Source organism: Acaryochloris marina S15 (assembly GCF_018336915.1).
GTDB classification, from domain to species: domain Bacteria; phylum Cyanobacteriota; class Cyanobacteriia; order Thermosynechococcales; family Thermosynechococcaceae; genus Acaryochloris; species Acaryochloris marina_A.
Map to the genome: position 1 here is coordinate 1,967,569 of NZ_CP064923.1, position 26,961 is coordinate 1,994,529.

The following is a 26,961-nucleotide window of genomic DNA, read 5'->3' on the forward strand; positions in this document are numbered from 1 at the left end:
ACAGCTTTGGATATTGGAATTTGTCACTCAGCTTACTGGACTCTGTTCCAACAGAAAATGGTGTTGCGGTCTGAAAAAATACGTCCCACGAGTAGTCATGAAACTTGAGTATGGATTTCACAACAATGCAGGAACCCCCTGCATTACCTTTCGTCAAAACTGGAATGGGATTTTATTGACCTGGGGAATACACAGTTCAACCTGTTCAATCCAGTCCTAAAAAAGGTGTTAGAAACATGTTTAGTGCTCCTCAGCGTGCAGTGGCTGTCGCTTGTCTAACTTCAGTGATCGCTGTTGCTCCTGTTCCTACGCGCTCTGCCTTTGCTCAGTCCCAATTTACGGATGTTAGTAGCAATTGGGCTCAACCGTTTATCGATACCCTGGCTCAAAAAAATATTATTAGCGGTTTTCCCGATGGCTCCTTCCGACCTGACCAGCCAGTGACACGGGCTCAGTTTGCTGCCATTGTCCGCCAAGCCTTTAAGTCTCCTGCGACTCGCCCCTCACGCCCTTTTAAGGATGTGAGCTATGGGTACTGGGCTTCACCCGCCATTGACTATGCTTATACCACTGGGTTCTTGTCGGGCTATACCAACGGCTCCTTCCAACCGGATCAGGAAATTCCTAAGGTACAGGCTTTGGTGGCCATTGCCAGTGGATTAAAGATTCAACCCGTGGGGGGGGTGGATAGCACCTTGCTCCGTTTCTACGATGCAGCCCAAATTCCTAACTATGCTAAACCGGGTGTTGCTGCGGCGACGCAACGCAATATTCCTGTTAATTATCCGAATGCAGCTAACTTAAACCCAAATCAACAAGCAACTCGGGCCGATATTGCCGCCTTTATTTATCAAGCGTTAGTGAGTCAGGGACGCTTGGCACCGATTGGCAGCAACTTCCCCGCGTCGCAATATATTGTGCAGGGCGGATCTCTGCCTTCGACACCTACAGAATCTGGGACAGGCACCCTAGCCGTCGGCACTGAAATTCCCGTTGAGCTAGAGGGGGCAGACTCGGGTGCCAATCTAGTGATGACCGTGGGCGAAAATGTGGAAACCACGTTTATTGTCGCCGAAGATGTGGTGAATACTAGTCAACAGGTTGTTATTCCAAAAGGCAGTAAGATTGTTGGTCGTTTCCAGCCCTTTGCCATCGATAAGACGACAGGAACTCAATTTACCGCCAACAAAATACTCATTGGCAATACGCCCTATACCGTCAATGCTTCTTCAGTCCCCATTGCGGCCCGTAAAAAGAGTTCTCTCAGCGTCGCTGACTTAACTGGAAGTATTTCCACCGTAGCGGCATCAGCTGCTTTAGACTTAGCAATTAGTGGTGAAGTTGGGGCAGGTAGTTTACTTCCGGGTGTGATTCAGACGGGACAAACCTTAGGTAAACAAGTTCTGGGTCAGTCTGACAACACGGACGAAGTCATTCTGGTCGAGCCCGATCTTATTGGCATGAAACTCAATGCTGATTTTGAGTTTTTACCCGGTTCAACCACAGCATTTGTAGATCCTAACTCTACCAATCTCTATCTGGTTGATACTGGGACCAAGGTTGACCTGGCCTCCCAGACAGATAACGCCAGGTATATCATGGTTCCGGGTGAAACGGTTCCAGTTGAACTGAAAACGGGGAGATCTCTTTATAACAATCAAAATGAAGTTTTAGTGCCGGAAGGAAGTTTAGTCAGAGGCCAAATCATACCTATGACTGTCAATGGCAAAGAAGGTGCTCAATTTGTTGCCAATGAAATTGTGATTGGGACTCAAACTTATCCCATCACTGCTGCTTCGAAGGGGATTTCTCCATCCTCCTTAAATTCTTTAAGTCCAACTGATTTTCAGGGGAACGTGATTGCGTCTTCCGAGGCAAGTCAATCTCTTCGTGGTGTCAGTGCTTCTGGCGAAGAGCAGTCAAGTGGCGGCCTATTAGGGCTGGGGAGCCTGCTGGGCGGCAAAGGTTCGGGTAAATCAGTAATCCTGTTTAACCCAACATCTGTACAAATGGAGTTTCGTGCTCCCTTGAGTTTAAATAACTTCAATAACTAGAGTTAATTGGCTGCCCAATCTGCCTTTCGATAGGGGGCAATCCCTGTGGTGGCTTGGGCAGCTACCTTGTCAAGATTTTCATAATTGAACATTGAAGCTATCAGGGCTGATCTGCATTATTTGTGATGTAGATCAGCCCTGAATTTCTTTTGGGGAAAGGGTTCTAGTGTATTTAGAGTCAATATGAAAGGAGGCATTTATTCTTGCAGAATGTTAACTTATATTATAAATTATAATTATTTATAACCGGTTCTCCACTTTGTTCACCTAGTCAGCATGTTTTTAAGCAACATCCATTGGAGTTGCTGACGTGTCGTTCGTTTTTGCGCTTATCAATTTGTTTTTAAAATAGTCTGGAGATTTAGGTCCCTTGGGTAGGCAACATAAAATTTTGATTGTTGACGACGAAGCAACGATTCGTCGTATTTTGGCAACCCGTCTATCGATGGTGGGATACGAAATTGTGGTTGCTGCTGATGGGATTGAGGCACTAGAGCAATTTGAAGCTGAAAAACCTGATTTGATTGTTTTAGATGTGATGATGCCCAGAATGAATGGGCTGCAGGTTTGCCAGACTCTTCGCGAAACCACCGGCGTTCCTATTATTATGCTGACGGCTCTAGGGGAAGTGAGCGATCGCATCAAGGGATTGGAATTAGGTGCAGATGACTATTTACCCAAGCCTTTTTCTCCTAAGGAGCTAGAAAGTAGAATCCAGGCTATTTTACGGCGTACAGTTCCCGGTCAAGGCAAAGCAGGTGCAAGTCATGCTGCTGAGCAGGTGATTATGGAAATTGGTCCGTTGCGGATTGAAACCCATAAGCGACAGGTGTACTTACACGGCCAAAGAATTCAGCTAACTGGCATCGAATTTGATGTCCTCAAGCTATTGGTATCCAAAGCTGGACAGACCGTTTCTCGCTCAGATATTTTGCAGCAAGTGTGGGGCTATTCTGCCAACCACTATGCAGATTTACGGGTGGTAGATGTGAATGTGTCCCGGCTGCGTTCCAAGATCGGTGATAGCTCCAAACAACCCGAGTACATTCATACGGATTGGGGGATTGGCTATTTTTTTCAAAAAATGAGAAAAAAATCCCCTGAACAAGTGATGTGCTGATAGATTTAGTTAATTCTGTTGCTCCGTTGTATCGATAGTGGTGTGACGGAATTTTTTCTGTATACCTAAAAACAGTTTTCAAGGCGGTTAGTTCTTTTTCTGAAAATGAACTATGGTTCGAATTTTTGCCTCTAGATATTGGCTTGAAGGCCATGATAGGCCTTGGCTATACTGGGTAAACTTGCTTAAAACAGGAAGGGCCGATTTTGAATTGACTCAAAAATATTGAGCTTAACTGCAAAGTTTTCTGAGAATAGACAACGGTTTGTTATCCTAGGCAAAATTTACCAAAGAAAAATTCGGAGTTAAGGAATTGCAACTATGACGCTGAGAGATCAAGTCCAAGACGAAGAAGCTCAGGCTAGTATTGCTGCCGATTGTGCTCAACTCATGGATCAGCAAGTCGCAGCCAAAAAGGGAATGTCTGGCCTAGCCATTAAGACTGCTTATAAAGCATTAAAAGGAATTGGACCAGGGTATATTCCTCGAGCCCTGAAAAGCTTAGTGCCTCAAGCTTTAGACGCGCTTGATCCAATGTGGGCTGCAGGACTACAATCTGGAGATCCGGTGGGGCACTTGAGTCAAAACTCTGCTGAGACTGCAGATGTATTGCTAGGCGTGACGGATCACAAGTTGAGTGTGGCTAAGAATAAGATTGTCATTGCGACCTATAAAAAAGTTCGAAAATCGGTGAAAGGTGATGTGGAAGCAGCCGTTCCTGGGTTGGCCGAAATTCTAGGCAATTACGCCCATAATTAGGTCGGTCGCTTTTGTGGCTCCATATCATACCTATTTAATGACTTCATACCTATTTATTCAAGACGGTGAGCAGACAGATACATCTGCTTTATTAGGTGCTTAGCCCTTTATGTTATCCAACCCAGCATGGGTTGGATAAACCCAAATGATATTTCTATACTCGTTGGTCGCGTTGATTCCCATTGCAACAGTATTCTTGCTGTTAGTGGTTGCTCGACGACCTGCGAGTCAAGCCATGCCCTTGTCTTATCTGGTGACGGTTGGTGTTGCTTTGGGAGTTTGGCGAGTTCCTGGAGTGGAAGTTGCCGCGTCTAGTATTCAGGGATTGGTGGCAGCGGCAGAGATTTTATATATCGTTTTCGGTGCGATTTTGTTGCTCAATACCCTGCAAGAATCGGGTGCGATCGCAACCATTCGCCAAAGTCTATTAGGGATCTCCCGAGATCCCAGGGTGCAGGTGATTGTCATTGCCTGGCTGTTTGGCAGTTTTATTGAAGGGGCTTCCGGGTTTGGCACTCCTGCCGTGATTACCGTGCCGCTATTGGTTGCCATTGGCTTTCCGGCGATGGCAGCCGTGGTGGCTGCGTTAATTATTCAGAGTACGCCTTCGACCTTTGGCGCCGTGGGGACGCCGATCATTATTGGTATTGATGCGGGCTTAGACGGTGTGCCTGCGGTCAATCAACAGCTGGTTGATTTAGGGTTAACTCAACCCGAGTATCTGACCTTAATTGGGCAATGGGCGGGTGTGATTCATGGCGTGGTCGGCACTTTTCTGCCCCTTGTTTTAGTGATGGTGCTAACAGCCGGATTTGGAGAGGGTCGCTCTGTTCTAGATGGCTTAAGGGCCTGGAAGTTTGCCTTATTCGCAGGACTCGCGTTTACCGTTCCCTATACCCTAACGGCTTACTTTCTAGGACCGGAATTTCCCACCTTGATCGGGGGGTTAGTTGGCTTGGGGATTGTGATTCCCGCTGCTCGGAGGGGGCTGTTTACCCCTAAAACCCTTTGGGATTTTCCCCGCGATTCAGAGGCTGTGTCCTTGTCTAACACCCTACCCAAAAGCATGCTGACTGCTCGCCAAGCTTGGTTGCCTTATGGGTTACTGGGGTTGTTTTTGCTACTGTCGCGTCTGGAGTTTTTGCCCATTCGCAGGGGGCTGCAGTCTCTGTCCTTAACCTGGACCCATATTTTGGGGACAGAAGTCAGTGCTGCGACCCGGCCTCTCTACCTTCCCCCGACGGTCTTTATCCTGGTGGTAATGATCACTTTTTTCCTGCATCGGATGTCTATGCAATCAATGCAGCGGGCTGTGATGCGAACTCTACCGATCTTGCAAAAGACGGCTTTGGCTCTGGGTTCAGCAGTTCTAATGGCGCGAGTGTTTATCAATACAGGTATCAATTCTGCTGGTCTAGCGAGTATGCCCCTGGCCCTAGCGGACGGTATGGCAACCCTTGCCGGACAATCCTGGCCGTTTTTCGCCCCGATGGTGGGGATGGTGGGTTCCTTTGTGGCCGGGAGCGTCACCGTTAGCAATATGATGTTTGCGCTGTTTCAATTTGGGGTTGCATCCCAAATTGATGTATCTACGGCGATCATCCTAGGGCTGCAGTGTGTAGGAGCCTCCGCTGGCAATATGATCTGTGTATCCAATATTGTCACGGCTGAAGCGACCGTTGGTCTGGCAGGATGTGAAGGACTGCTGATTCGAAAAGTCTTTTTTCCGACGCTGTACTATTTGATTTTTGCGGGTATTTTAGGTGGACTAATTGTTCTGCTATCTCCCCTAGTAAGTGCTGTTATGGGCATTTAGTGAAGTGGGCTGCACTCGATTGAACAAACAATAATCAAAACTAGTCATCACCCACTGCTAGGGAGTTTTTTGGTCTGTCAATATCTGTATGAATAGACCGAAGTAATTTTGACAAATTTGATAATAAGAATCTGAAGAACGGACCCGATTTAGATTCTTTGTTTGAGTGAGAACTGTAGGTGTTAATTTTGCCTGCCTAAAATCAGTACATCCTAAATCCGCTTGGCTAAAACTCGCATCTGTTAAGTCAGCCTTTCGGAAAGAGGTACCACCCATACAAGCGATCGCAACTGCAAGAGATTCAATAGGGGAATCTTTGTATTGTATGGATAGGAATCCCCTTGTCATATAAATACTAAGAGTAATTACTGTTAATGGAAGAAGTAGTGAAAACAAACTTGCATTATCAATGGCAGTAAATGCTATGGCAATACCTATGCAACTACTTAAAATAGCGGTTGCAATGCCAATGTCATCTTGAAGGATATAAGAAAAAAAGAACGGCATGCCCATACAAAAAATTATCCATGTAATGGCAGTAGAGATTAAAAATGATATCCAAAAGCTGTTAAAAAAATAAATACAACCTAAGATGAATTTGTCAGGATTCTTGGTAAACAGTTCAAAAAAAGTAGGGAGGAGCAAGAAAGCATACAAAAACATCGACTCATGCAGTCTTTGATGGTATGTCTTCAAGGACTTGAATTTAATGAACGCGAAGAAAATACAAAAGCTGAGAATAGTGCTTGACAAAAGAATGATGATCGAGATTTTATTTGTCTCTTGATCTACTACTGGCAAGAAAATATAGACAAAGATAAAAACATTGATAAAAATAGATAAAGATGAAATAAAGCTAAAAAGAAATGTTTTAAATCCTTTCTGAATTTCGAATATCCAAAGAGTGATTAGGATGATATAAATTACTAGGCAATACCCAAAAGAATTAGTGAAAACTAAAGCACTAATTCCTTCTGCTAATAGGCCACTTAAGCCTGTTAATAAGTATGCAGTGATACCGAAGATATGAAGCCAGTTATTTTGCAAGCCAGCTTTTGCTAGTCTGAAACTTGAACCTTTAAGGCATGCCTGGCTGAAGTCTGTACCCCGAATATCTGCACCACAAAAGTTCGCATCTGATAAATTCTGGCCTTTAAGCGATTCTCCGTGCAAATTAATGTCTTGGAAATCTCGTTCTCCAGCCTTATAGAGCTGTAATAGTTTTTTGGCTTTCATATTCTTAGAGGTTTTATATTAGCTCTATCTTTATTTTGATTGATATTGAGCCAATTACCGTCGATTTTTCTGTTGGTTTAATTTTTGTTGATGCTTAGAACGTTGGTTTTTTCTGGACTAAACTCTGTTGAGTCTTTGGATTGAATAGCCGTATCTGTTGTCATAAACCTTACTCAAAGGTCTTTGTTCCCAAAACCTTATCTTCCATAAGCAGTCTTAATCTAGGCAGGCATGACTCCCACTATTAATCCTAAACCCGCACCGAGGGGGACTAGAAGCCAGGTGGGAGCTTTGTAGCGGATCAAGGCCCCTAAGGCGAGGAGTCCAATTACCCCAGAAGTGATGGAATAGAACAGGGTTGGTTGAGTCAAGGTTGTTCTGAGGAGGGGGATGGTGGCGGCTGCGATCGCACCCAGTACTGCAGGCGTAACCCCCTTTAAAAAAGCCCGAATCCAGGGATTCTCTCGGGCTCGCACAAGCAAAGGAGCTGCCAGCATAATAAAGGCAAACGAAGGGGCAAAAATAGCAATCGTTGAGACCAAGGCTCCCAATACACCTGCCACCTTAAAGCCGACAAATGCTGCTGTTAACACCACAGGTCCTGGCGATAACTGACCAATGGCAACGCCGTTGATAAACTCCGTTTGGGTTAACCAGTGCAACTTTTCGACCACTTCAAATTCCAGTAAAGGAATGATGACCAGACCACCCCCAAAGATAAAGCTGCCCACCTTAAGGAAAAAGGTTGTTAGAGGGAGGAGGAACTCACCGATTCGTTCGAGTCCCCAAAAGCTAGAGAGGGTCAGGGTGTCCACTGGTAGATTAGCCAGTAATAAAGGAGTAGGCGGTATCCACCAACCCCGGATAGAATGATCCGTTCCTCGGGGGCGGAACCACCAGAGCCCTATGAGTCCAGCCAAAATAAATTGGATTAAGACGTTGATGGAGGTGGTGAGGGTGAGGATAAAGATTGCGATCGCAATGCCAATCCCCACAAAATCCTTTAGGGTTTTCTTCGCCAACTTCCAGCAAAAGGCCAGAATAATGGCAATCACCACCGGTGAAACCCCCAGGAAAATATCATTAATCTGAGGCAGTCCTTGGAAGCGAAAATAGCCCCAAGCCAAGGCCACCACAATTAAAAAGGCAGGTGTAATAAAGCAGAAGCCGGATACTAATGCTCCTAGTTGCCCTGCCCGAACATAGCCAATATAAATACCCATTTGGGTTGAGGCAGGACCAGGCAGCATTTCGCAAACGGCCAACCCTTCAGTGAACTGTTCCGGCGTCAGCCATTGGCGGCGAACGACCGCTTCGTCATTGGCCATGGCGATATGAGCTTGGGGGCCGCCAAAGCCGATAGTTCCTAGTTTCAAGAACACCTTGGCTAATTCAATCAGGCGTTGGGATAGGGGTTGTACAGGAACAGACTCGATCTCTGACTGAATCATCTGGCAACACCACTACTGTGAAAACTGCTTGTAACTATTGCTTATAAAAAGCCATTTCCACTTGTACAAGGGTCAGCTTAAATTACGGTTAATGAGGTGAAAGTCCGGTACAGTCTTAGTGCCAGGACCAGGATCTCACTAAGCCGACTGGTGAGCCTGACAATCCTGACATTCCCTATATTTTTTAGCAACTTCGACAGCATTCCCCTATGAATATTGAGCAGCTCAATTCGGACTATGGTATTGCCGATCAACTTCAGTTCAGCCTTGGCAAGGGCGATCTTCCCGTCATTCAGATTAATAACGCCCATGCCCAAGCGGTGATCTCTATCTATGCTGGGCAAGTCTTATCCTACAAACCTGCTTCTGCCCCTGAAGACTTGATGTTTCTCAGCGAGAAAGCCTATTACCAGGCGGGCAAAGCCATTAAAGGAGGAGCCCCTATCTGTTGGCCTTGGTTTGGCCCTGACCCTGAGGGCTTAGGGCGAGCCAGTCATGGATTTGTGCGCAATCGGTTGTGGGCTGTGAAATCCACGTCTACCACGCCCAATCAAGAGACCAAGGTCAAACTGGGATTAGTAGATACCCCTGAAACCCGAGAGATTTGGCCCCAATCCTTCGAGCTATCCATTGAATTTACGGTAGGTTCCACCCTCACCATTGAACTGGTGACTCGCAATACAGGTGATCAGCCGTTTTCGATTACTCAGGCCCTTCATACCTATTTTCAAGTGGGAGATATTGCGCCCCTCAGTATTAAAGGTCTGGAGGATAAGGCCTACATTGATAAAGTCGATGGGGGACTGCAAAAACAGCAAGCTGGCCAGATTACGATCGCTGAAGAGGTGGATCGGATTTATTTAGGGGTTTCCTCAGACTTAGCGATTGCAGATCCAGCTCTTAACCGCCGCATCGAAATTACGGCTTCAGGGAGTCAAACGGCTGTGGTTTGGAATCCTTGGGTGGATAATGCTGCCAAGATGGCTGACTTACAGGATGATGATTATCAAAAATTTGTCTGTGTAGAGACCGCAAATGCAGCGAATGAGGTGATTGAGATTCAGCCGGGGACTGCCAACAGCCTATCTGCAGACTATCGAATCGTCCAAGTTTAACGGATTGAGGATAGCGCTAAAACTTGAGGAAGTGTGAATGAGATCGCATTCACACTTCCCCTGCTGATGTCATGGATTTAAAGGGAATCTTCCAAAATGCGATGCTCTGGAGGGATCTTTTCAATGGCAGCTCTTTGCCGGGCATCCTTTTCCTCCTTCTGCTTGGCTTTAATTCGTGCTTTAGCCGCTTTTGCCCGCATCTTGTGGGCATCGTCATTGTAATTCTTACGAATATTCTCAGTATCTCGGGCAGGCGAAACAGAGTATTTATCTTGATCTGACATAGACAGACGGACTAGTAAGACAACGTGAGCGTAAGCATTATGACAGTTATTGATCAGAGTTAAAACCAAGAAGGGATAGGTTTTAGAAAACGTAATAACTCCATTCAAGAACTAAATTGAGGATGAGATTGTCCCATCATTCAAATAGAAAAGATTCGGTCATAGAAATTTAGTGATAAGTTATTGAAAACCTATCTATCTTGATAGTTAGAAATCTTGCCCTAATCATTGAATGCAGCAACTTGCTAGACAGCCAGACTCAGCGAGCTGGCATGGTCGCCTGAATTTGACTTATGAGAAAACAGCTCACCAAACTCAGATTCAAAGTAGTTATCATCAAGCTCCTCTCAATCTGCAACGCCCTTTTTATCCCGAAGGGCCAGTTTGTCATAGTGTGATGATGCATACCGCAGGGGGAATGGTGGGAGGAGATCGTCTCTCCATTCATGTTGATCTACAGCCCCAATCCCACGCCTTGCTGACGACAACATCGGCTGGCAAAGTCTATCGTTCAAATGGGTATGCCGCTCAACAAACGATTCACTGTGAGCTGGCTGCCAATGCAGTTCTAGAATGGCTGCCCTTAGAAACCATCGTCTTTGATCAAGCGCAGTTTCGCCAATCCTTTCGAGTTGATCTGGGGCCAGACGCTATTTACTGCGGTTGGGAGATGACTCGATTTGGTCGCAGTGCCCGAGGTGAACAGTTTACCCAGGGGGATTGGCGATCCCAGACTGAAATCTGGCAGCAAGGCACTCCTCTTTGGATTGATCGACAGTGGTTGCCGGGACAACCAGAGATTTGGTATAGCCCCCATGGATTGGCTGGACAACCGGTCGTTGGCAGCTTTCTTTGGGTCGGGCAGGCGGTAGAACCCAGGACGATTCAGGCAGCTCGTGAACTTTGGCAGCCCACAGATGCTGCTGAGGGGGGGATCACTCGCTTACCCTTGGGGTTGATCTGTCGATATCGTGGTCCCTCTAGTCAAGCGGCCCGTCAATGGTTTATACAGGTGTGGAATCTCTTGCGATCCACCCATTTGGGACGCCCTGCCTGTCCCCCCCGTGTTTGGCCACTCTAAAACGAGGTAATCCATGCAACTCACTCCCCAGGAAAAAGATAAATTGCTGGTGTTTACAGCGGCACTGCTAGCGGAACGGCGGAAGGACCGAGGGATAAAGCTCAATTACCCTGAGGCGGTGGCCTATATTACTGCGGGTATTTTAGAAGGGGCACGAGAGGGACGGACCGTTGCTGAATTAATGAGCTATGGCACCACGCTGCTCAGTCGGGCCGATGTTATGGATGGAATTTCGGAGATGATTCCTGAAGTTCAGGTGGAAGCCACATTCCCTGATGGAACCAAGCTCGTGACGGTTCATCATCCTATTCCTTAATTTGACGGCTAACGAGGGGGACAATGCCCAATCAAGGGGGATGGAAACGTTGGTTAAGCATCATGTTTTGCTGTTGGCTTCTACTCAGTGGGCCAGCCTTTGGATTTGTCACGGATAATGCCCTTACCAACAATACGCCCAATAACTTTGCGGATGATCTGCAGGATGCGGCTCGCTGGAGTAATGTACCGGGTTCGGTTTTGTCTAATGTGCGAGGACTGGGGGAGGGATTGGAATATGCGATCGCATCCGACTTTTGCTCCCAGATCATTCCCCTATTTCAAGATCCTCAACCGCCGACCTGTGCCCAAATCGAAGCGGAGATTCAAAAAGCCCTAGATCACTGGGGAGACAATCATCCTGTCCTTCAATTTACGCCAGTGACCAGCCTAGCTGCCCAAATCCCCCCAGATGGAGCGCGGGAGCCGTGGCGAGGGTTTGGGGCAGAGATTGATCTGTTTGTCCGCAGCCCTGAAGACTATCCCCTAGTTGCAAACTTTGGGGCCTACACTAGCTTTTGGTTCACCAATGAAACTCCCATTGGTATGCAGGGACAGCCCGTTTCTGGCAAAACCATTACCAGTGCTGATATCGTTTTCAACAATCGTAGTTGCTACTTTTTCGATACCCAAACCCCTATTTCCGGCTGTAACCACTTTGAGTCTTTGCTCATTCATGAGGTGGGTCATGCTCTAGCGTTAGATCACCCGAACGAGTTTCCCCAACGTAACTTTGATACGGATAAGATCCCTGGCAATTCGATGCTGATTGACTGTCAACAGCCTACCAAGACCCTGAAATTAGTCTCCCAAATTGACTCGGCAGCCATTATGAATAGCAGCTTGGGGGATGCTGCTGAGCCGCTGCCGAAACTTAGTCTAGATGATCTGGGCGGCCGAAATTTCCTCTATCCCTTATGCCAAACGATCATTCCTGCAAACCTATCCAGCGCTGGACCTAACCCTTGGCAGCTATTTGGCATCTTGTTGGCGATCAGTTTCTGTGGTGTGTTTGGCATTGCGACGATCCTGCAACGGTTAGAAAAGCAGCGCCGCAAAAGAAAGCGTCAGCACTGAATGTATATTGAGTCTGAAGGGAAAAACTGATGGCGCGTAATCCCACAAACTCGTTCTTCATCCCATCGTTTTCAAAGGTGGGCTTTCAAACTTTAGGATCTCTGTAACTTTTATATTCTTCAGGTTTAGATAACAGATGAGCTTTGATCATCCACCTCGGATCTTATTTCTGTATGGCTCTCTAAGAGAGCGTTCCTACAGCCGTCTTCTGGCAGAAGAAGCATCTCGCATTATTGAAGAGATGGGGGCAGAAGTGCGCTTTTTTAACCCTCGGGGACTGCCATTACATGGTGCTGAATCCGATTCCCATCCCAAAGTTCAGGAGCTGCTGACCCTCGTCCAATGGTCAGAGGGGCAGGTTTGGTCCAGTCCAGAGCTCCACGGCAATATTTCTGGGTTGATGAAAACCCAGATTGACTGGATTCCTTTGAAGTTGGGAGCTGTAAGGCCAACCCAAGGCAAGACACTTGCAGTGATGCAGGTCTCCGGGGGTTCCCAGTCTTTTAATGCGGTCAATACAATGCGGCTGCTGGGTCGGTGGATGCGAATGTTTACCATCCCTAATCAATCGTCTGTTCCCAAGGCATATCAGGAATTTCATGAGGATGGACGGTTTAAAGACTCGGCTTATCGTGATCGTGTGGTGGATGTGATGGAAGAACTGTATCGGTTTACTTTGCTGCTTCGCGATAAAGTGGATGACCTCACGGATCGCTACAGTGAACGCAAGGCTCAGCAACAGGCAGACATCTCTAAAATCTAATTACATTCCATTGGCATAAGCTTGAGCAAACTTCCAACGCCATTTGTGAATGGCTCAAAAACCACAGAACAGGTTTCTAAAACAAGTTCTAGACCTCAGGGAAAAAGTACCGTAAAGTAGCTAGCAAGTACACTTCAGGCAGCCCCATCATGATTCCTGGCGAACTCTTTCCTGAAACAGGCGATATTGAACTTAATGCAGGCCGGGCAACGGTGAAGGTGGCTGTTGCAAACACCGGCGATCGCCCGGTGCAGGTAGGATCTCATTTTCACTTTTATGAAGTGAATTCAGCTCTCGAATTTGATCGGGAACAAGTGAAAGGGATGCGGCTAGATATTCCTGCGGGAACAGCCGTGCGCTTTGAACCAGGCGACCAGCGGGATGTTACTTTGGTGCCTTTGGTCGGGCAACGAAAAGTGTTCGGATTTAATGGCAAAATTCAAGGTAGTTTATAGTCTATTTTGGTTGAATTTATTAGATATTAAATTGTCTTTAACTCTCTATTTTATATCTCTTTATTGACAAATAGAGATTGATAAAGATTTCCTTGCCTATCTGAGTTTGAATTCAATTCGTTTTTTAGGCTTAAAGTTATTAGCCAGAGGAAAACCATTATCCTCTCATGATTCGTTATTCTGTTGGTGGAACCCCTAACAGAATTGTTTTTTGTGGGGCATCCTCAATAGAACGGTGCATTGTTAAGGAGCCAGTTCCAGATGGAGCCCGCTATCTCCCAATACTTACCTCAGTACAAATTTTTGGAAGTTTTGTACGACAGTAAGCAAACGCGAGTTTATCGAGGGATTAGGATAGCGGATCAGTTGCCTGTGGTCATTAAAACTACGGCTCCATTTCAGCCTTGGCCGTTTGCTGAGCATGTTGCTTTTCGCAATCAATTTACGATTGGTCGCAATCTTCAGCATCCTGGCATTATCCAGATGCTGAGCTTGGACTCTTTTGATAGCACCTATGCCTTGGTGATGGAGGATATGCAAGGCATTTCTTTAGCCGATTTTCTCAAGTCTCCTGTTTCCTTGACGGATGGTTTGCACATTGCTCTTCAACTCACTGATGTGCTCCACTATTTATGCCAACAACGGGTTATTCATAAGGATATTAAACCTGCAAATATCATTATTCATCCTCAAAGCAAACAGATAAAGCTCACTGATTTTGGAATTGCCTCTTTACTTCCCAGGGAAACCCAAGAAATTCAGAGCCTTAATGTTTTAGAAGGGACCTTGGCTTACCTTGCTCCTGAACAAACGGGACGAATGAATCGAGGTGTAGATTATCGGACCGATTTCTATTGTCTGGGGGTAACGCTGTATGAGGTGCTAACGGGACAGCTACCGTTTCAGTCAGAAGACTTGATGGAGTTGGTTTATGACCAGATTGCTAGGGTGCCCACTCCTCTAACAGACATCAATCCTAAAGTGCCAGTACCCATTGCAAATATTGTTCTGAAGTTGTTGGCGAAGAACGCAGAAGATCGCTATCAGAGTGCCTTGGGATTGAAGCATGATTTGGAACTTTGTCTGACTCAGTTGACTGAGGGAGAAGAGATTGAGCCTTTTGAATTGGGGGTGCGGGATGTCTGCGATCGCATCTTGATACCCGAAAAACTTTATGGCCGTGAAGCTGAAGTCAAAACCCTGCTGGATGCCTTTGACCGAGTTGCTCAGGGTAGCTCAGAGCTACTGTTGGTGGCTGGCTTCTCTGGCATCGGTAAAACCGCTGTGATCAACGAAGTTCACAAACCCATTACCCGCCAAAATGGCTACTTTATTAAGGGTAAGTTCGATCAATTCAACCGCAATATTCCTTTTTCTGCTTTTGTGCAAGCGTTTCAGAGCTTGGTGGGGCAGTTACTGGGTGAATCGGATACGGCTTTGGCAGATTGGAAAGCCAAAATTTTAAATATCTTGGGAGAGAATGCTCAGGTTCTGATCGACGTCATACCAGAGTTAGGGCAGATCATCGGTGCACAACCTGCGGTGACTGAGCTATCGGGTATGGCCGCTCAGAATCGGTTTAATGTGCTGTTCGGCAAATTTATGCAGATTTTTGCCAGTGCAGAGCATCCTTTGGTGATTTTCTTGGATGATTTGCAGTGGGCAGATTCAGCGTCTTTGAATTTGTTAACGCTGCTGTTTGATGCATCAGAGTCGGGCCATCTATTGGTGCTGGGGGCCTATCGGGACAATGAAGTATGTTCAGCCCATCCCTTGATGCTGACATTGCAGGGGCTACAAGAACAGGAAGGACTCCTGCATACATTAACCCTGGGACCGTTGGCTCAATCTGATGTCAATCAGTTAGTGGCGAAGACGCTCCTATGTCCGCCTAACATTGCTACGCCCTTATCTCAGCTGCTGTATCAAAAAACAGGTGGAAATCCATTTTTCACGACTCAATTTTTATTGGAACTATACGATCAGCGCTGTATTTACTTTGATGGCGATGCTGGCCATTGGCTCTGTCATTTAGCAAAGGTTCAACAACTAGCCTTAACAGATAATGTTGTAGAGTTCTTAATCGAAAGATTAAAACAATTACCTGAAAAAAATCAAAAAATACTTAATATCGCAGCTTGTTTGGGAGATTCGTTTAATTTATCCACCTTAGGGATTATCACTCAGCAATCCCATGCAGATCTGGCTGATAGCCTATGGCCCAGCTTGCAGATGGGAATCGTCATCCCGAAAAATAGCACTTACAAATTTTTTCAGGGTACTCCACAGGAACCCTCTGCAACGGTTCCTGTCGCCTATGAATTTCTCCATGATCGAGTTCAGCAAGCTGCCTATGAGTTGGCCAGTCATGAACAGGATGCCCTATTACTCAGACTAGAGATTGCCCGTAAACTCTTACAAAAGCATGGCTCTAAAGATGACCAGCGGCAGCTATTTCTGATTGTTGAGAACTATAACCAGGGTGCATCTATCCTCAATACACCAGAGGAGAAATTTCTACTCTTTTCTCTGAATCTTCAGGCGGGTCAACAGGCACTTTCTACCCTTGCCTATGACACTGCGAGCCTTTATTTCTCTAAAGCAAGGAGTCTCTATGAAGACTACGGCATTACCCATGAGGACTTAAAGTTCGAGCTTGATTGCGCATCGATTGAAGCTGAATATCTCAATAGTCGATGGGATCAAGCGACAGAACTACTGGAAACACTTCCCCTGTCCCGCCTGAATGAACATCAACAGCTTCATATCACTGCCCTAACCATTCGAGTGTGGGTTGCTCAACAGCGGTTTGTGGAGGCGCTGGATCGGGGAGTGTCTGTTCTGGCTAGCCAAGGAATCCATCTAGTCAGCCTTGCCGAAAATGATCGCATCAAAGCTCAGTTGCTCACAAGTCAACTTGAGAAAATTCCAGCGATGGAGGGCAACATCACCCTGAAGATGGGAATTTTGCTGGAGATGTGTAGCTCTGCCATTTTTACCAATCCGCCCCTATTTTTCCAAATTATCCTGACCTTGGTGGATCTTTCCCGGCAGTTTGGCTACTCGGAACTGTCGGCCTTTGGCTTTGCGAATTACGGCATGCTGTTAGGCAATATGGAGGATTATGGGGCTGCTGATGCAGCGGGCCAAGTCTCTCAAGTCTTGCTGAACCACTTCAATAGCAAGCTCTTGCGTACCAAGGTCGATATGGTGCACTTCTCCTATGTGGCATCTATTCAAACCCCCTTACGAAACTGTTTGCAGCCTTTGGCCAGAGGCTATCAGAACGGCTTAGACGTGGGTGACCTAGAATTCTCAGGATATTGTGCCAATAACTATTGCACGTATCTTTGGATGAGTGGCAAACCTCTGGAAGAGATCCTAGACATTCAAAAAACGTATATTAGTTGGCTCCAATCAAAAAGACTGTTTTTTTCATGGGCCTATGTACAGTTTTGGCACCTGTTGTCCCTCAATCTCTCGGGTCAATCCAGTCGTGTTACCGAGTTTAAGTCAGAAGACTTTGATGAGTCTGGGGTCGTCGCTCAACTTGAAGAAGTCCAGGCAGGGACGGCTCTATATGCCTACTATTTGGCAAAAGGTATTTTGTTTGTCTATCTAGACCTATGGGAAAAAGCAGAGAGTGCTTTTCAGAAAGCTGCAAACTATCAATCATCTATTGCTGGCTATCAGGCGAAGCTGTTGCCGTTCTATCGGGGAATAACAGCCGCCAATCTTGATGGAGAATCAGCCTGCATTAACCCTGGGAAGGAGTTCTTGTCTAAGCTGGCCAAGTTTGCCCCCGAAAACTTTCATCACAAATATCAGCTGGTGCTGGCGGAGCAGCATCGTTTAGCACAAAATTATGCTGAAGCCATTGCTGGTTATGAAGCAGCCATTCAGGGGGCTAAAGAGAATCAATATCTCCAGGACGAAGCCCTTGCCCATGAGCTAGCGGCTAAATTTTATCTCAACTGGGGTAAAGAAAAGGTAGCTGCAGGCTTTATGCAAGATGCTTACGGTTGCTATGCCCGTTGGGGAGCCCAAGCAAAAACGAACGCCCTGGAACAGCACTACCCTGATTTACTGCAACCGATCTTGCAACCTACTCCTCAGCCCATCAATCCTTGGGACTCTTTAGCGAGTCTGGCTCGGCTGAACCTTTCGATTCATTCTTCTGCTTCGGTTCAGTCTCCTTCCACCAGTATCAATACAGCTTTTGATTTAACTGCGCTCCTCAAAAGCAGCCAAGCCCTTTCGGAAAGTCTCAACTTTGATGAATTGCTAGAACGACTAGCGCCAATGATGCTGCAAAATTCTGGCGCAGATCAGCTGGTTCTGTTGTTGCCTGAGTCAGAGGGGAGCTGGCAGATTCGGGCCACGGCTACCCCTGACCATACTCATCTGTCTTCTGTTCCTTTGGCAGAGGATTCTGATTTACCGACTCAATTGATTCAGTATGTCAAAAATACCCAAGAAGTGCTGGTCGTTGATGATCTCAAGACTGACTTGCCGATCGTGGACGATTATTTTCAGGTGCATCAGCCTCGGAGTGTTGTGTGTTTACCGATTCGGTATCAGGGAGAACTCAGTGGGTTGCTGTATTTGCAGAATCAATCTACGTCTGGTGTATTTACGCGCGATCGCATCACCGTACTCAATTTTCTCTGTTCTCAAGCTGCCATCGCGCTAGAAAATGCTCGACTTTATCAAACATTAGAACACCATGTTGATGAGCGAACTCAAGCGCTCCAGAAAAATCAATATATTTTGGAAAACCTACTGTTCAGCACTGGGTCAGTGACGGGAGAAGCAGTGTTTCCCACTCTGGCAGAACAAATGGCAAATGCCCTGCAATGTGCCCATGTGTTGATATCCCAAATCCGTGGAGATACCTTAGAAACCTTAGCTTGGTATACCAATAATCAGTTACAGGCAAAATTGACCTATCCCAGGGCTCATACCCCCTGTGAAGTCTCGATTCAGCAGGGCAATCACTATTGTCCCTGTGGGGTACAGGAGGCCTTTCCCCTTGACCCTGATTTAGTCGAGATGGGGGTTGACAGCTATCTGGGCGTTGCCTTGAAAGATCGCACAGGGCAAGTGATTGGCGTGATTTGTGTATTAGACTATGAAACCATTGAAAATATAGAATTTGCCCGTATGGTCCTGCAAGTTTTTGGGGAGCGGGCAGCGGCTGAATTAGAGCGTCAGCAAGCGCAGCAGGCGTTAGAACAGCTTAACTTAGAACTAGAGGTCCGTGTTCAAGATCGCACTGCCCAACTGGCCGCGTCAGAACAACGTCTGCAAACGTTATTCAACCAAGCAGTCGATGCTGTCGTATTACTTGGTGAAGAAGGGTTTATCGATTGCAATCAGGCAGCCATTGATCTGTTCGGATATGCCAATAAGACTGAAATAGTAGCACTACAGCCCCACCAGCTTTCACCGGAGAGGCAAGCCGACGGTCAACGCTCAGCAGATAAGGTTGAAACCATCATGCAGGAAACGCTCCAAAAGGGAAGTTCCCAATTTGAGTGGCTCCATCAACGTGTCGATGGAGAAACCTTTTGGGCAGAAGTTTCCCTGACGCCGATTCAGTATCAGGGAGAACTGATCGTTCACAGCATTATTCGAGATATTAGCGTTCGCAAGGCCGCTGAAATATCTTTACGGGCAAGTGAGGCTAAATTCCGTAACCTACTTTCCAACCTTGATGGTGCAGTTTACCGCAGCCAGTATGATATCGATTGGACGCTAGAGTTTGTCAGTGACGCCATTGCCGACCTATCCGGTTATCCTGCTGCTGACTTTATCAATAACCGACATCGTAGCTACGCCAGCATTATCCACCCTGAAGACGTTGCCCTAGTGGATCAACTTGCGTCCCAAGCCGTTGCTGAGCACCAATCCTTCACGATGGAGTATCGGATCATCCATCGAGATGGCTCAACCCGTTGGGTCACTGAAAAGGGGAAAGGCATTTTTAATGAAACCGATCAACTCCAATATTTCGAAGGAGTGATTTTTGATATTAGCGATCGCAAACAACGTGAACAGGAACAAGCAAGACTCAATGCAATTCTAGAAGCCACTCCAGATTATATTGGCATTGCTGACCCTCAGGGAAATACCATCTGGAACAATCAAAGGCTCACGGAATTACTGGATCTGCCTGATGCTTCAGAGCTAAAAAAAGAACAAATTTCCCTCGCTTCCTTTCATCCAGAGTGGGTTCACCAAATATTTACAGAAGAGGCATTTCCTACCGCAGCCAGAGAAGGCACCTGGTTAGGAGAAACGGTCGTTATAGATGCCAAAGGTAGAGAAGTTCCTGTTTCTCAAGTTATCATTGCCCATCAAAATCCGGCAGGGGAAATAGAAAATTTCTCGACTATTATGCGAGATATTAGCGATCGCAAGCAAATGGAGACGGCGCTCCAGCTAAGTGAAGCCCGAGCCAAATCTACTTTTGAGCAAGCAGCCGTGGGTTTCTTAGAAGTAGAGGTGAGCACCAAACAATGTATTCGAGTGAACGACCATTTTTGTAAGCTTATCGGTTACACCAGGGTTGAACTCTTGGGTATGACGGTTGCTGAGCTGACTCATCCAGATGATATCCCTGCATCTAAAGAGATGATGCAAACGCTTTATTCAGGGGAAATTGAGAAATTCACTCTGGAAAAACGCTATTTGCGGAAGGATGGTACCTACTTTTGGGCTGAGACAACGGTCTTTTCCGTTGAGCTGCAAGATGGCGAAGCCGTTTATAGCGTTGGGCTAGTGCAAGATATTAGCGAGAAAAAACGCTTGGAACTGGAGCGAAAACAGGCTGAGCTCGCTCTACAGATCAGTGAGGCGAGAGCGAATGCAGGGTTTGATCAAGCCGCTCTGGGTATTGTTGAAAGTGAAATGAAGACTGGGAAACTGCTTCAAGTTAATGATTTTTATTGTGAGCTGGTTGGCTATACGCACAGGGAACTGGAACAAATGTCCGTTTCAGAGTTAACTTACCCAGAAGATCGGCCCGAATCGAAGCGGTTAATTCAGGACTTATATCAAGGGAAAATTCAAGATTTCTCTATAGAAAAAAGATATATCCACAAAAATGGCTCGATTGTTTGGTCTTTAACAACAGTTACTCTCGTAAAGCTACCGGATGGAAAATCCCAATATTGCTTGGGGATGATCCAAGATATCACCGAGAAAAAGCGGCTAGAGTTTGAGCGCGAACAGGTTGAAGCAAACTCTCGGCTATTGGCATCAGTCGTTGAGTCTACTGAGGATGCCATTATCACCAAAGACTTAGATGGCACCATCACTAGTTGGAACCAAGCGGCCATCGATTTATTTGGCTATACCGCAGCCGAAGCGATTGGCCAGCCCATTGTGATGCTTTTCCCACGGGATCGGCTAGAGGAAGAAATCGAAATTATTGCTCGACTTAAGAATAAAGAGTGTATTGAGCATTTTGAAACGATTCGAATGCATAAAGTAGGGTATCCGATTGAGATTTCAGTCACTATTTCTCCATTGACTGATAGTCAGGGAGAGGTGATCGGAGCCTCTAAAATTATCAGAGATATTCGTGAGCGCAAAGCTAAAGAACAAGAACTGATTCTCACAAAGTTTGCTCTTGAAAATACAGCTATTGGCATTTTTTGGATTAATTCAGATGGGCAGTTTGTCAATGTGAATGAGGCTGCTTGTATTCACTTAGGCTATAACCAAGACGAGCTGAAAAATATTTTTGTATGGGATATTACACCTGAGTTTTCTATAAGAGATTGGCCTAGTTATTGGGCTGAGGTTAGCAATAAAGGCTATTCAAGATTTGAATCTTTTCATCAAGCTAAAGATAAAACTATCTTTCCAGTAGAAGTCACTAGTAACTATGTAGAGTACAAGGGCATTGGTTATTTGTTTGCTCAAGTACAAGATATTAGTGAGCGTAAATCTGCTGAAAAAGAGCGTATCCTCACTCAATTTGCGTCAGAGAATACGGCTACTAGCATTCTCTGGATTAATCAAGAGGGCGGTCTAATTAATGTTAATCGCTCGACCTGTGCCATCTTAGGCTATACCCCTAGGGAGCTGAAGCAGATGTCTATTTGGGATATCGATCCCTCGTTTCCTGCAAAGACCTGGCCAAATCGTTGGGAACAGCTCAGTCTAAATGGATATGAACGGTTTGAATCCCTTTATCAAGCCAAAGATGGCTCAACTTTTCCAGTAGAAATTATGGGTAACTACCTGGAGTATGAGGGAGTTGGCTACGTTTTTGCAGAAGTTCAAGATATTAGCGATCGCAAACGAGCTGAGAAAGTATTGCAGTTCACCCAATATTCTGTCGACAATGCTGCCGACTGTATCTTCTGGATTAAGCCTGAGGGTGGCTTTGCCTATGCCAATCATGCTGCTTCACGCATGCATGGCTATACCAGTGATGAGCTGATGTTATTGTCCGTATTTGATGTTAATCCCACCATCCCTCAAACATTTTGGCAGCCCCATTGGCAGGCAATCAAAGAACAGGGGAGTGTGAGTTTGGAGTCCCACCATCAAACTAGAGATGGGCAATTGTTCCCGGTGGAAATAGTTGCCAATTACTTAGAGTTTGAAGGAGAAGAATATAACTTTGTTCGAGTACGAGATATTAGTGCTCGTAAAGCTGCGGAACAGGAACTCATTCTCAAACAAAATCATTTAGAAGCCTTACTCAATAATATTCCCTATATTGCCTGGATCAAAGATGCGGAAAGTCGCTTTATTGCCGTCAATGAACCCTTAGCCCAAATGCTGGCCCTCACGCCAGCCGATATAGCAGGCAAGACCGACGATGATCTTTTCCCCATGGAGATTGCTCGCAGTTACCAAAAAGATGACTTGCAGGTCTTAACTTCGGGTATCCGAAAAGTGCTTGTAGAGAAAATTCGACGGGGAGATGGCAGCTGGAGATGGCTAGAAACTACGAAAACCCCGTTCCGAGATCCTCAAGGCCTGTTTGCTGGGACGGTGGGTATTGCAGCAGATATCACGGATCGAAAAATTGCAGAACAGGAACTTTATGAATCCAAGCAGCTGCTTCAGTTGGTCTTAGATACCATTCCCCAAAAGGTTTGTTGGAAAGATAGAAACTCTGTTTATCTTGGCTGTAACCAGGCCTTTACCGAAATGGCCGGTTTCACTTCATCCGATGAACTGGTCGGGAAAAACGATTATGAGATGCCCTGGAAAACCCAAGAGGCTGAGTATTTTATTGAATGCGATCAACGCATTATGACCACTGGTCAAGCAGAATTAGGGATTATTGAGCCTATATTAATGGCTGAGGGGCAGAATGCCTGGCTCAGTACCAATAAAGCTCCTCTAAGAGATGTTCAGGGTAACGTCATGGGAATTTTAGCCATGATTGAAGATATTACCCAACTCAAAGCAGCTGAGCAAGCTTTAATCCAACAGCAGACCCAGCTCAAGGCTTTACTGAATAATATTCCGCAGATGGCATGGCTAAAAAATGCTAATAATCGATTTATCGCTGTTAATAGGCCTTTTGCCGTAGCTTGTGGCGTACCCGTTGAAGAAATTATTGGGCAAACAGACTATGATATTTGGCCAGAAAATATGGCTCACAGCTATCGAGAGGATGATCTTAGGGTGATGGCCTCTGGACAGCGGAAAATTGTGGAAGAACAGTTTTCTCAACCCGACGGATCTCTCGGTTGGCTAGAAACAACGAAAACGCCTTTTCAAGATGAACAGGGGAGATTAGCCGGGACTGTTGGCATTGCAACAGATATCACGGATCGCAAAGCCGCAGAGCAGGAACTCTATGAGTCGAAGCAATTATTGAAGTTGGTTCTGGATACTATCCCTCAATTGGTGTTTTGGAAGGATCGTCAATCTGCGTATTTGGGCTGTAATCGGAGTTTTGCCAAAATTGCGGGCTTGAAACATCCCGATGAAATTTTGGGCAAGACAGATACAGATTTGCCTTGGAAACCAGAAGAAGCGATGTTTTTTGTCGAATGTGATCAAAGGATCATGTCAACGGGAGCAGCCGAGCTCGGTATTATTGAGCCCCAATTAACTGCAGAAGGCAAGGAAACTTGGTTGGAGACTAATAAATCTCCCCTAAATGATGCAGAAGGCAATGTTATCGGCATTCTGGGGACTATTCAGGATATTACTCAGCTTAAGGAAGCTGAGCAAACCCTAAAGAACATTAATGAGGAGCTGGAAGCACGGGTTTCTGAACGAACGGCAGCCCTAGAACAAACCAATCGTGCCCTAGCTGAATCGAAAGAAATGGCGGACAGTGCCAACCAGGCCAAGAGCGAGTTTTTAGCTAATATGAGCCATGAACTTAGAACGCCCCTTAATGGCATCCTGGGCTATGCTCAAATTCTCAATCGTTCTGACCAAGTTTCTCCCAAGGATAAGCGGGGACTTGAGGTGATTCACCAATGTGGATCGCACTTATTAACCCTCATTAACGACATCCTCGACTTATCTAAAATTGAAGCCCGCAAGTTAGAACTCGATCCTCACCCTACGGATTTGCTGACATTGCTATCCTCAGTGGTGGATATTTTCCACCTCAAGGCGACCCAGAAAGGCATTGACCTTCTGTTTCAACTGGATAACAACCTTCCCAAAGGAGTAGAGATAGACGAGAAGCGGTTTAGGCAGGTGTTGATTAATTTGGTGGGAAATGCCCTGAAGTTCACTGAACAAGGCAGTGTAACGTTTCAGGTGCTGCAGCTTGAGTCTCATGAGGGTCAAGCAACGCTCCGATTTGCAATCATTGATACGGGGGTTGGGATTGCTACCGAACAGTTGTCTCGGCTTTTTAAGGCTTTTGAACAGGTTGGTGATTCACGAAATCATACGGAAGGAACTGGGTTGGGATTAGCGATTAGCCAACGGATTGTGCAACTCATGGGTGGAGAGATACAAGTATCAAGCCAGCTGGGAGTTGGCAGTGAATTCTCCTTTTGTGTGACGCTTCCACTGGCTCAAGAGGGTGCAGTTGAAGTGACTGAATTGCCTTCCCAGCCAATCGTTAGCTATCTAGGAGATCGTCGTACCCTGTTAGTGATTGATGATCGCTGGGAAAATCGAGCCGTTATTCAGAACTTGCTGGCCCAGCTTGATTTTGAAATTGTGGAAGCAACCAATGGAGAGGAGGGCCTGGAAAAACTTCAGATCTGCCAACCCGATGTGGTGATTCTAGATTTAGCCATGCCAGTGATGGATGGCTTTGAATTTCTCCAGCACCTACGCCATGATGCAGCTTTCACCCCTTTTCAACGGATTCCAGTGATAGTGTCTTCGGCCTCTGTGGGGCTAACCGATCAGCAACTGGCGGTAGACCAAGGGGGGGATACTTTCCTGACTAAACCAGTTGATGCCCAGGCATTATTCCAAGTGCTGGCTGAGCAATTACGTTTGGATTGGGTCTATGAGGATCACCCTGGGGAACTTGAGCAGCAGCAAGCCATTTCTGCTGCTCAAGTAGTGATGCCCTCATCACAAATATTGCAAACCTTGCTTGCCTTTGCCCAGATGGATAATGTCAATGATTTAAGGGAACACTTGGAGCATTTGGTTGAAAAAGATGTTCAGTACCTCCCTTTCGCTGAACCTATGCTGAAGTTAGCGAAACAGTATCGTACGGAAGAAATAGAAACCTTACTCCAGGAATATTTGGCCCAGGAGCAAACAGATGGAGAGTAGTGCTGAGATTATGGTGGTGGATGATACCCCCGCCAATTTAGAAGTGATTTCTGAAACCTTGTCTTCTGCAGGGTATCGGGTTGCCGCTGCCATTAGTGGGGAGCGGGCCCTCAAACGCCTCCAAACTCATCCTCCTGCCCTCATCCTTTTGGATATACAAATGCCGGTGATGGATGGATTTGAAGTCTGTCGGCAAATCAAAGCGAATGCTGCCACGGTGAACATTCCCATCATCTTTATTACAGCTCGCTCAGATACCCAGAGCATTCTTCGCGGGTTTGATATCGGTGCCGTTGATTACATCAGCAAACCCTTTCAAGAAGCTGAACTCTTAGCCCGAGTCAAGACGCATTTACAGCTTTGCCATGTCAGTCAGCTCTATGATGTGGAGCACGAAAAAGCAGAACAACTTCAGCAACTCAATCAGCAACTGTCCCTCACCCAATTCTCGGTGGATCATTCTGTAGATGGCATTCTCTGGTTCAACCTGGATGCGAGTATTGCCTATGCTAATGGGGCAATCTGTGAATTGCTGGATTACTCCTTAGAGGAGCTATTGCAACTATCTAGTGCCGACTTAAAGGCCGACTGTAATGAATCTGAATGGAACGACTTTCAACAGAAAGCTAGAGAACAACAGTATTTGAGGTTTGAAGCTCAGTTACTCACCAAGGATGGCCAAGGGCTGCCTGTGGAGATTGCTCTTAACCATCTTCAATTTTCTAATCGTGAATATTACGTGATGCATTGTCGGGATATTCGCGATCGTAAAGCAGCAGAAGCGAAACTCCATCAGCTCAATACCGAACTAGACCAGCGGGTTCAAGACCGTACTCAAGAACTCTCAAATACTCTAGAAACACTGAAGTCAGCTCAAGCTAGTCTGGTTGAAGCCGAAAAAATGGCTGCTTTAGGGGCGCTAGTGGCAGGGGTTGCCCATGAAATTAATACGCCGATTGGCAATACCATCACGGTTGCTTCAACCCTTGCTGATGAAAGTGAAATATTTGTGGATGCTGCTGAAAACGGTCAACTTAAGCGGTCAACCCTCAGTCACTATCTCAATGTTGTCAGTCGATGCACAAAGTTAATTAATAGTAATCTGGGTCGAGCTGGCGATTTGATTCAAAGTTTTAAGCAAGTTGCGGTGGATCAATCCCATCGCGAATTGCGGACGTTTAACCTGAAAGACTATGTGGGAGAAGTGGTGACTAGCTTACAGCCTCAAGCAAGACGGTCAGGACTCACCTTGGACTTGGCAGGGGATGATTCTATTGTCCTCACTCATGATCCGGGGGTGTTTGCCCAAGTCATTACAAATCTAGTCACGAACTCCATCAAACATGGGTATCAGCCCGGAGAGGCTGGACAACTTCAGATTCAAATTGAACAGCAGGACCATCAAGTCCTGTTGACCTATCGTGATGATGGCTGTGGGATTCCTACTGAAAATCTTCCTAAGGTGTATGAACCCTTTTTTACGACTGCTCGCAATCGGGGGGGCACTGGACTGGGGCTCAATATTGTCTACAATATTGTGACTCAATCTTTGAAAGGGACCATCAAGATTGATAGCCAGATCGGACAAGGGACAACGTTTAGGATTGTGCTTCCATTGACTAACTCCTCTGGTTAGAGGGTCTAATTGGGAAAAAAGCTTTTGTCAGTGCAGCCCAATATCGATATTTGTAAAGGT

The 26,961-nt window shown here is 46.1% G+C and carries 15 protein-coding genes; 12 read left to right on the forward strand and 3 right to left on the reverse strand.

The features are described 5' to 3' along the window. Window positions 1–236 precede the first annotated feature (236 nt). The 4 genes from I1H34_RS09720 to I1H34_RS09735 all read left to right on the forward strand — a co-directional run bounded on the left by I1H34_RS09720 (window position 237) and on the right by I1H34_RS09735 (window position 5,749). On the forward strand, window positions 237–2,054 hold the full coding sequence (locus I1H34_RS09720) for an S-layer homology domain-containing protein (RefSeq protein WP_212665434.1): 1,818 nt from the start codon (window positions 237–239) through the stop codon (window positions 2,052–2,054). A 370-nt stretch (window positions 2,055–2,424) separates the two neighbouring features. Continuing rightward, a complete protein-coding gene (gene rpaB, locus I1H34_RS09725) occupies window positions 2,425–3,174 on the forward strand; it encodes a response regulator transcription factor RpaB (protein ID WP_212665435.1) in 750 nt (249 codons plus the stop codon). A 321-nt stretch (window positions 3,175–3,495) separates the two neighbouring features. Beyond that, complete coding sequence (locus tag I1H34_RS09730) at window positions 3,496–3,933, forward strand: DUF6918 family protein (RefSeq protein ID WP_212665436.1); 438 nt, start codon at window positions 3,496–3,498, stop codon at window positions 3,931–3,933. 145 nt (window positions 3,934–4,078) lie between these two features. Further along, window positions 4,079–5,749: an L-lactate permease gene (locus I1H34_RS09735; RefSeq protein ID WP_212665437.1), complete on the forward strand. Its 1,671-nt coding sequence runs from the start codon at window positions 4,079–4,081 to the stop codon at window positions 5,747–5,749. Between the two features lie 57 nt (window positions 5,750–5,806). Here the strand turns inward: I1H34_RS09735 and I1H34_RS09740 are convergent, their stop codons facing one another. After that, window positions 5,807–6,985: a pentapeptide repeat-containing protein gene (locus I1H34_RS09740; protein ID WP_212665438.1), complete on the reverse strand. Its 1,179-nt coding sequence runs from the start codon at window positions 6,983–6,985 to the stop codon at window positions 5,807–5,809. Window positions 6,986–7,206: 221 nt separating this feature from the next. Continuing rightward, a complete protein-coding gene (gene chrA / locus I1H34_RS09745; protein WP_212665439.1) occupies window positions 7,207–8,436 on the reverse strand; it encodes a chromate efflux transporter in 1,230 nt (409 codons plus the stop codon). Window positions 8,437–8,645: 209 nt separating this feature from the next. Here chrA and I1H34_RS09750 point away from each other — a divergent pair, with 209 nt between their 5' ends. Further along, the gene (locus tag I1H34_RS09750; RefSeq protein WP_212665440.1) at window positions 8,646–9,551 is read left to right on the forward strand and encodes a D-hexose-6-phosphate mutarotase; all 906 of its coding nucleotides are present in this window, start codon (window positions 8,646–8,648) and stop codon (window positions 9,549–9,551) included. Between the two features lie 77 nt (window positions 9,552–9,628). On the opposite strand, the gene I1H34_RS09755 is transcribed toward I1H34_RS09750, so the two are convergent. Further along, window positions 9,629–9,835 (reverse strand): hypothetical protein, encoded by a 207-nt coding sequence (locus I1H34_RS09755; RefSeq protein WP_212665441.1) that lies wholly within the window; start codon window positions 9,833–9,835, stop codon window positions 9,629–9,631. A 232-nt stretch (window positions 9,836–10,067) separates the two neighbouring features. Here I1H34_RS09755 and I1H34_RS09760 point away from each other — a divergent pair, with 232 nt between their 5' ends. The 7 genes from I1H34_RS09760 (at window position 10,068) to I1H34_RS09790 (ending at window position 26,901) form a co-directional block, all read left to right on the forward strand. Beyond that, a complete protein-coding gene (locus I1H34_RS09760) occupies window positions 10,068–10,916 on the forward strand; it encodes an urease accessory protein UreD (protein WP_212665442.1) in 849 nt (282 codons plus the stop codon). Window positions 10,917–10,929: 13 nt separating this feature from the next. After that, window positions 10,930–11,232 (forward strand): urease subunit gamma, encoded by a 303-nt coding sequence (gene ureA, locus I1H34_RS09765; protein ID WP_212665443.1) that lies wholly within the window; start codon window positions 10,930–10,932, stop codon window positions 11,230–11,232. A gap of 23 nt (window positions 11,233–11,255) precedes the next feature. Further along, window positions 11,256–12,308, forward strand: a complete 1,053-nt coding sequence (locus I1H34_RS09770) for a zinc metalloprotease (protein WP_212665444.1) — start codon at window positions 11,256–11,258, stop codon at window positions 12,306–12,308. A gap of 136 nt (window positions 12,309–12,444) precedes the next feature. Continuing rightward, window positions 12,445–13,071 carry an arsenical resistance protein ArsH gene (gene arsH / locus I1H34_RS09775; RefSeq protein ID WP_212665445.1) on the forward strand — a complete coding sequence of 209 codons (627 nt, stop codon included), beginning with the start codon at window positions 12,445–12,447 and terminating at the stop codon, window positions 13,069–13,071. Between the two features lie 149 nt (window positions 13,072–13,220). Then, window positions 13,221–13,526 carry an urease subunit beta gene (locus I1H34_RS09780; RefSeq protein ID WP_212665446.1) on the forward strand — a complete coding sequence of 102 codons (306 nt, stop codon included), beginning with the start codon at window positions 13,221–13,223 and terminating at the stop codon, window positions 13,524–13,526. 261 nt (window positions 13,527–13,787) lie between these two features. Beyond that, on the forward strand, window positions 13,788–25,265 hold the full coding sequence (locus I1H34_RS09785) for a PAS domain S-box protein (RefSeq protein WP_212665447.1): 11,478 nt from the start codon (window positions 13,788–13,790) through the stop codon (window positions 25,263–25,265). Continuing rightward, window positions 25,255–26,901 (forward strand): response regulator, encoded by a 1,647-nt coding sequence (locus I1H34_RS09790; protein ID WP_212665448.1) that lies wholly within the window; start codon window positions 25,255–25,257, stop codon window positions 26,899–26,901. The genes I1H34_RS09785 and I1H34_RS09790 overlap by 11 nt, the downstream gene beginning before the upstream one ends. Window positions 26,902–26,961: the final 60 nt, after the last annotated feature.

Coding starts and splice junctions, on each gene's coding strand:
- I1H34_RS09720 (WP_212665434.1), top strand. CDS start 237: ATGTTTAGTGCTCCTCAGCGTGCAGTGGCTGTCGCTTGTCTAACTTCA.
- I1H34_RS09730 (WP_212665436.1), top strand. CDS start 3,496: ATGACGCTGAGAGATCAAGTCCAAGACGAAGAAGCTCAGGCTAGTATT.
- I1H34_RS09735 (WP_212665437.1), top strand. CDS start 4,079: ATGATATTTCTATACTCGTTGGTCGCGTTGATTCCCATTGCAACAGTA.
- I1H34_RS09740 (WP_212665438.1), bottom strand. CDS start 6,985: ATGAAAGCCAAAAAACTATTACAGCTCTATAAGGCTGGAGAACGAGAT.
- chrA (WP_212665439.1), bottom strand. CDS start 8,436: ATGATTCAGTCAGAGATCGAGTCTGTTCCTGTACAACCCCTATCCCAA.
- I1H34_RS09750 (WP_212665440.1), top strand. CDS start 8,646: ATGAATATTGAGCAGCTCAATTCGGACTATGGTATTGCCGATCAACTT.
- I1H34_RS09755 (WP_212665441.1), bottom strand. CDS start 9,835: ATGTCAGATCAAGATAAATACTCTGTTTCGCCTGCCCGAGATACTGAG.
- I1H34_RS09760 (WP_212665442.1), top strand. CDS start 10,068: ATGCAGCAACTTGCTAGACAGCCAGACTCAGCGAGCTGGCATGGTCGC.
- ureA (WP_212665443.1), top strand. CDS start 10,930: ATGCAACTCACTCCCCAGGAAAAAGATAAATTGCTGGTGTTTACAGCG.
- I1H34_RS09770 (WP_212665444.1), top strand. CDS start 11,256: ATGCCCAATCAAGGGGGATGGAAACGTTGGTTAAGCATCATGTTTTGC.
- arsH (WP_212665445.1), top strand. CDS start 12,445: ATGAGCTTTGATCATCCACCTCGGATCTTATTTCTGTATGGCTCTCTA.
- I1H34_RS09780 (WP_212665446.1), top strand. CDS start 13,221: ATGATTCCTGGCGAACTCTTTCCTGAAACAGGCGATATTGAACTTAAT.
- I1H34_RS09785 (WP_212665447.1), top strand. CDS start 13,788: ATGGAGCCCGCTATCTCCCAATACTTACCTCAGTACAAATTTTTGGAA.
- I1H34_RS09790 (WP_212665448.1), top strand. CDS start 25,255: ATGGAGAGTAGTGCTGAGATTATGGTGGTGGATGATACCCCCGCCAAT.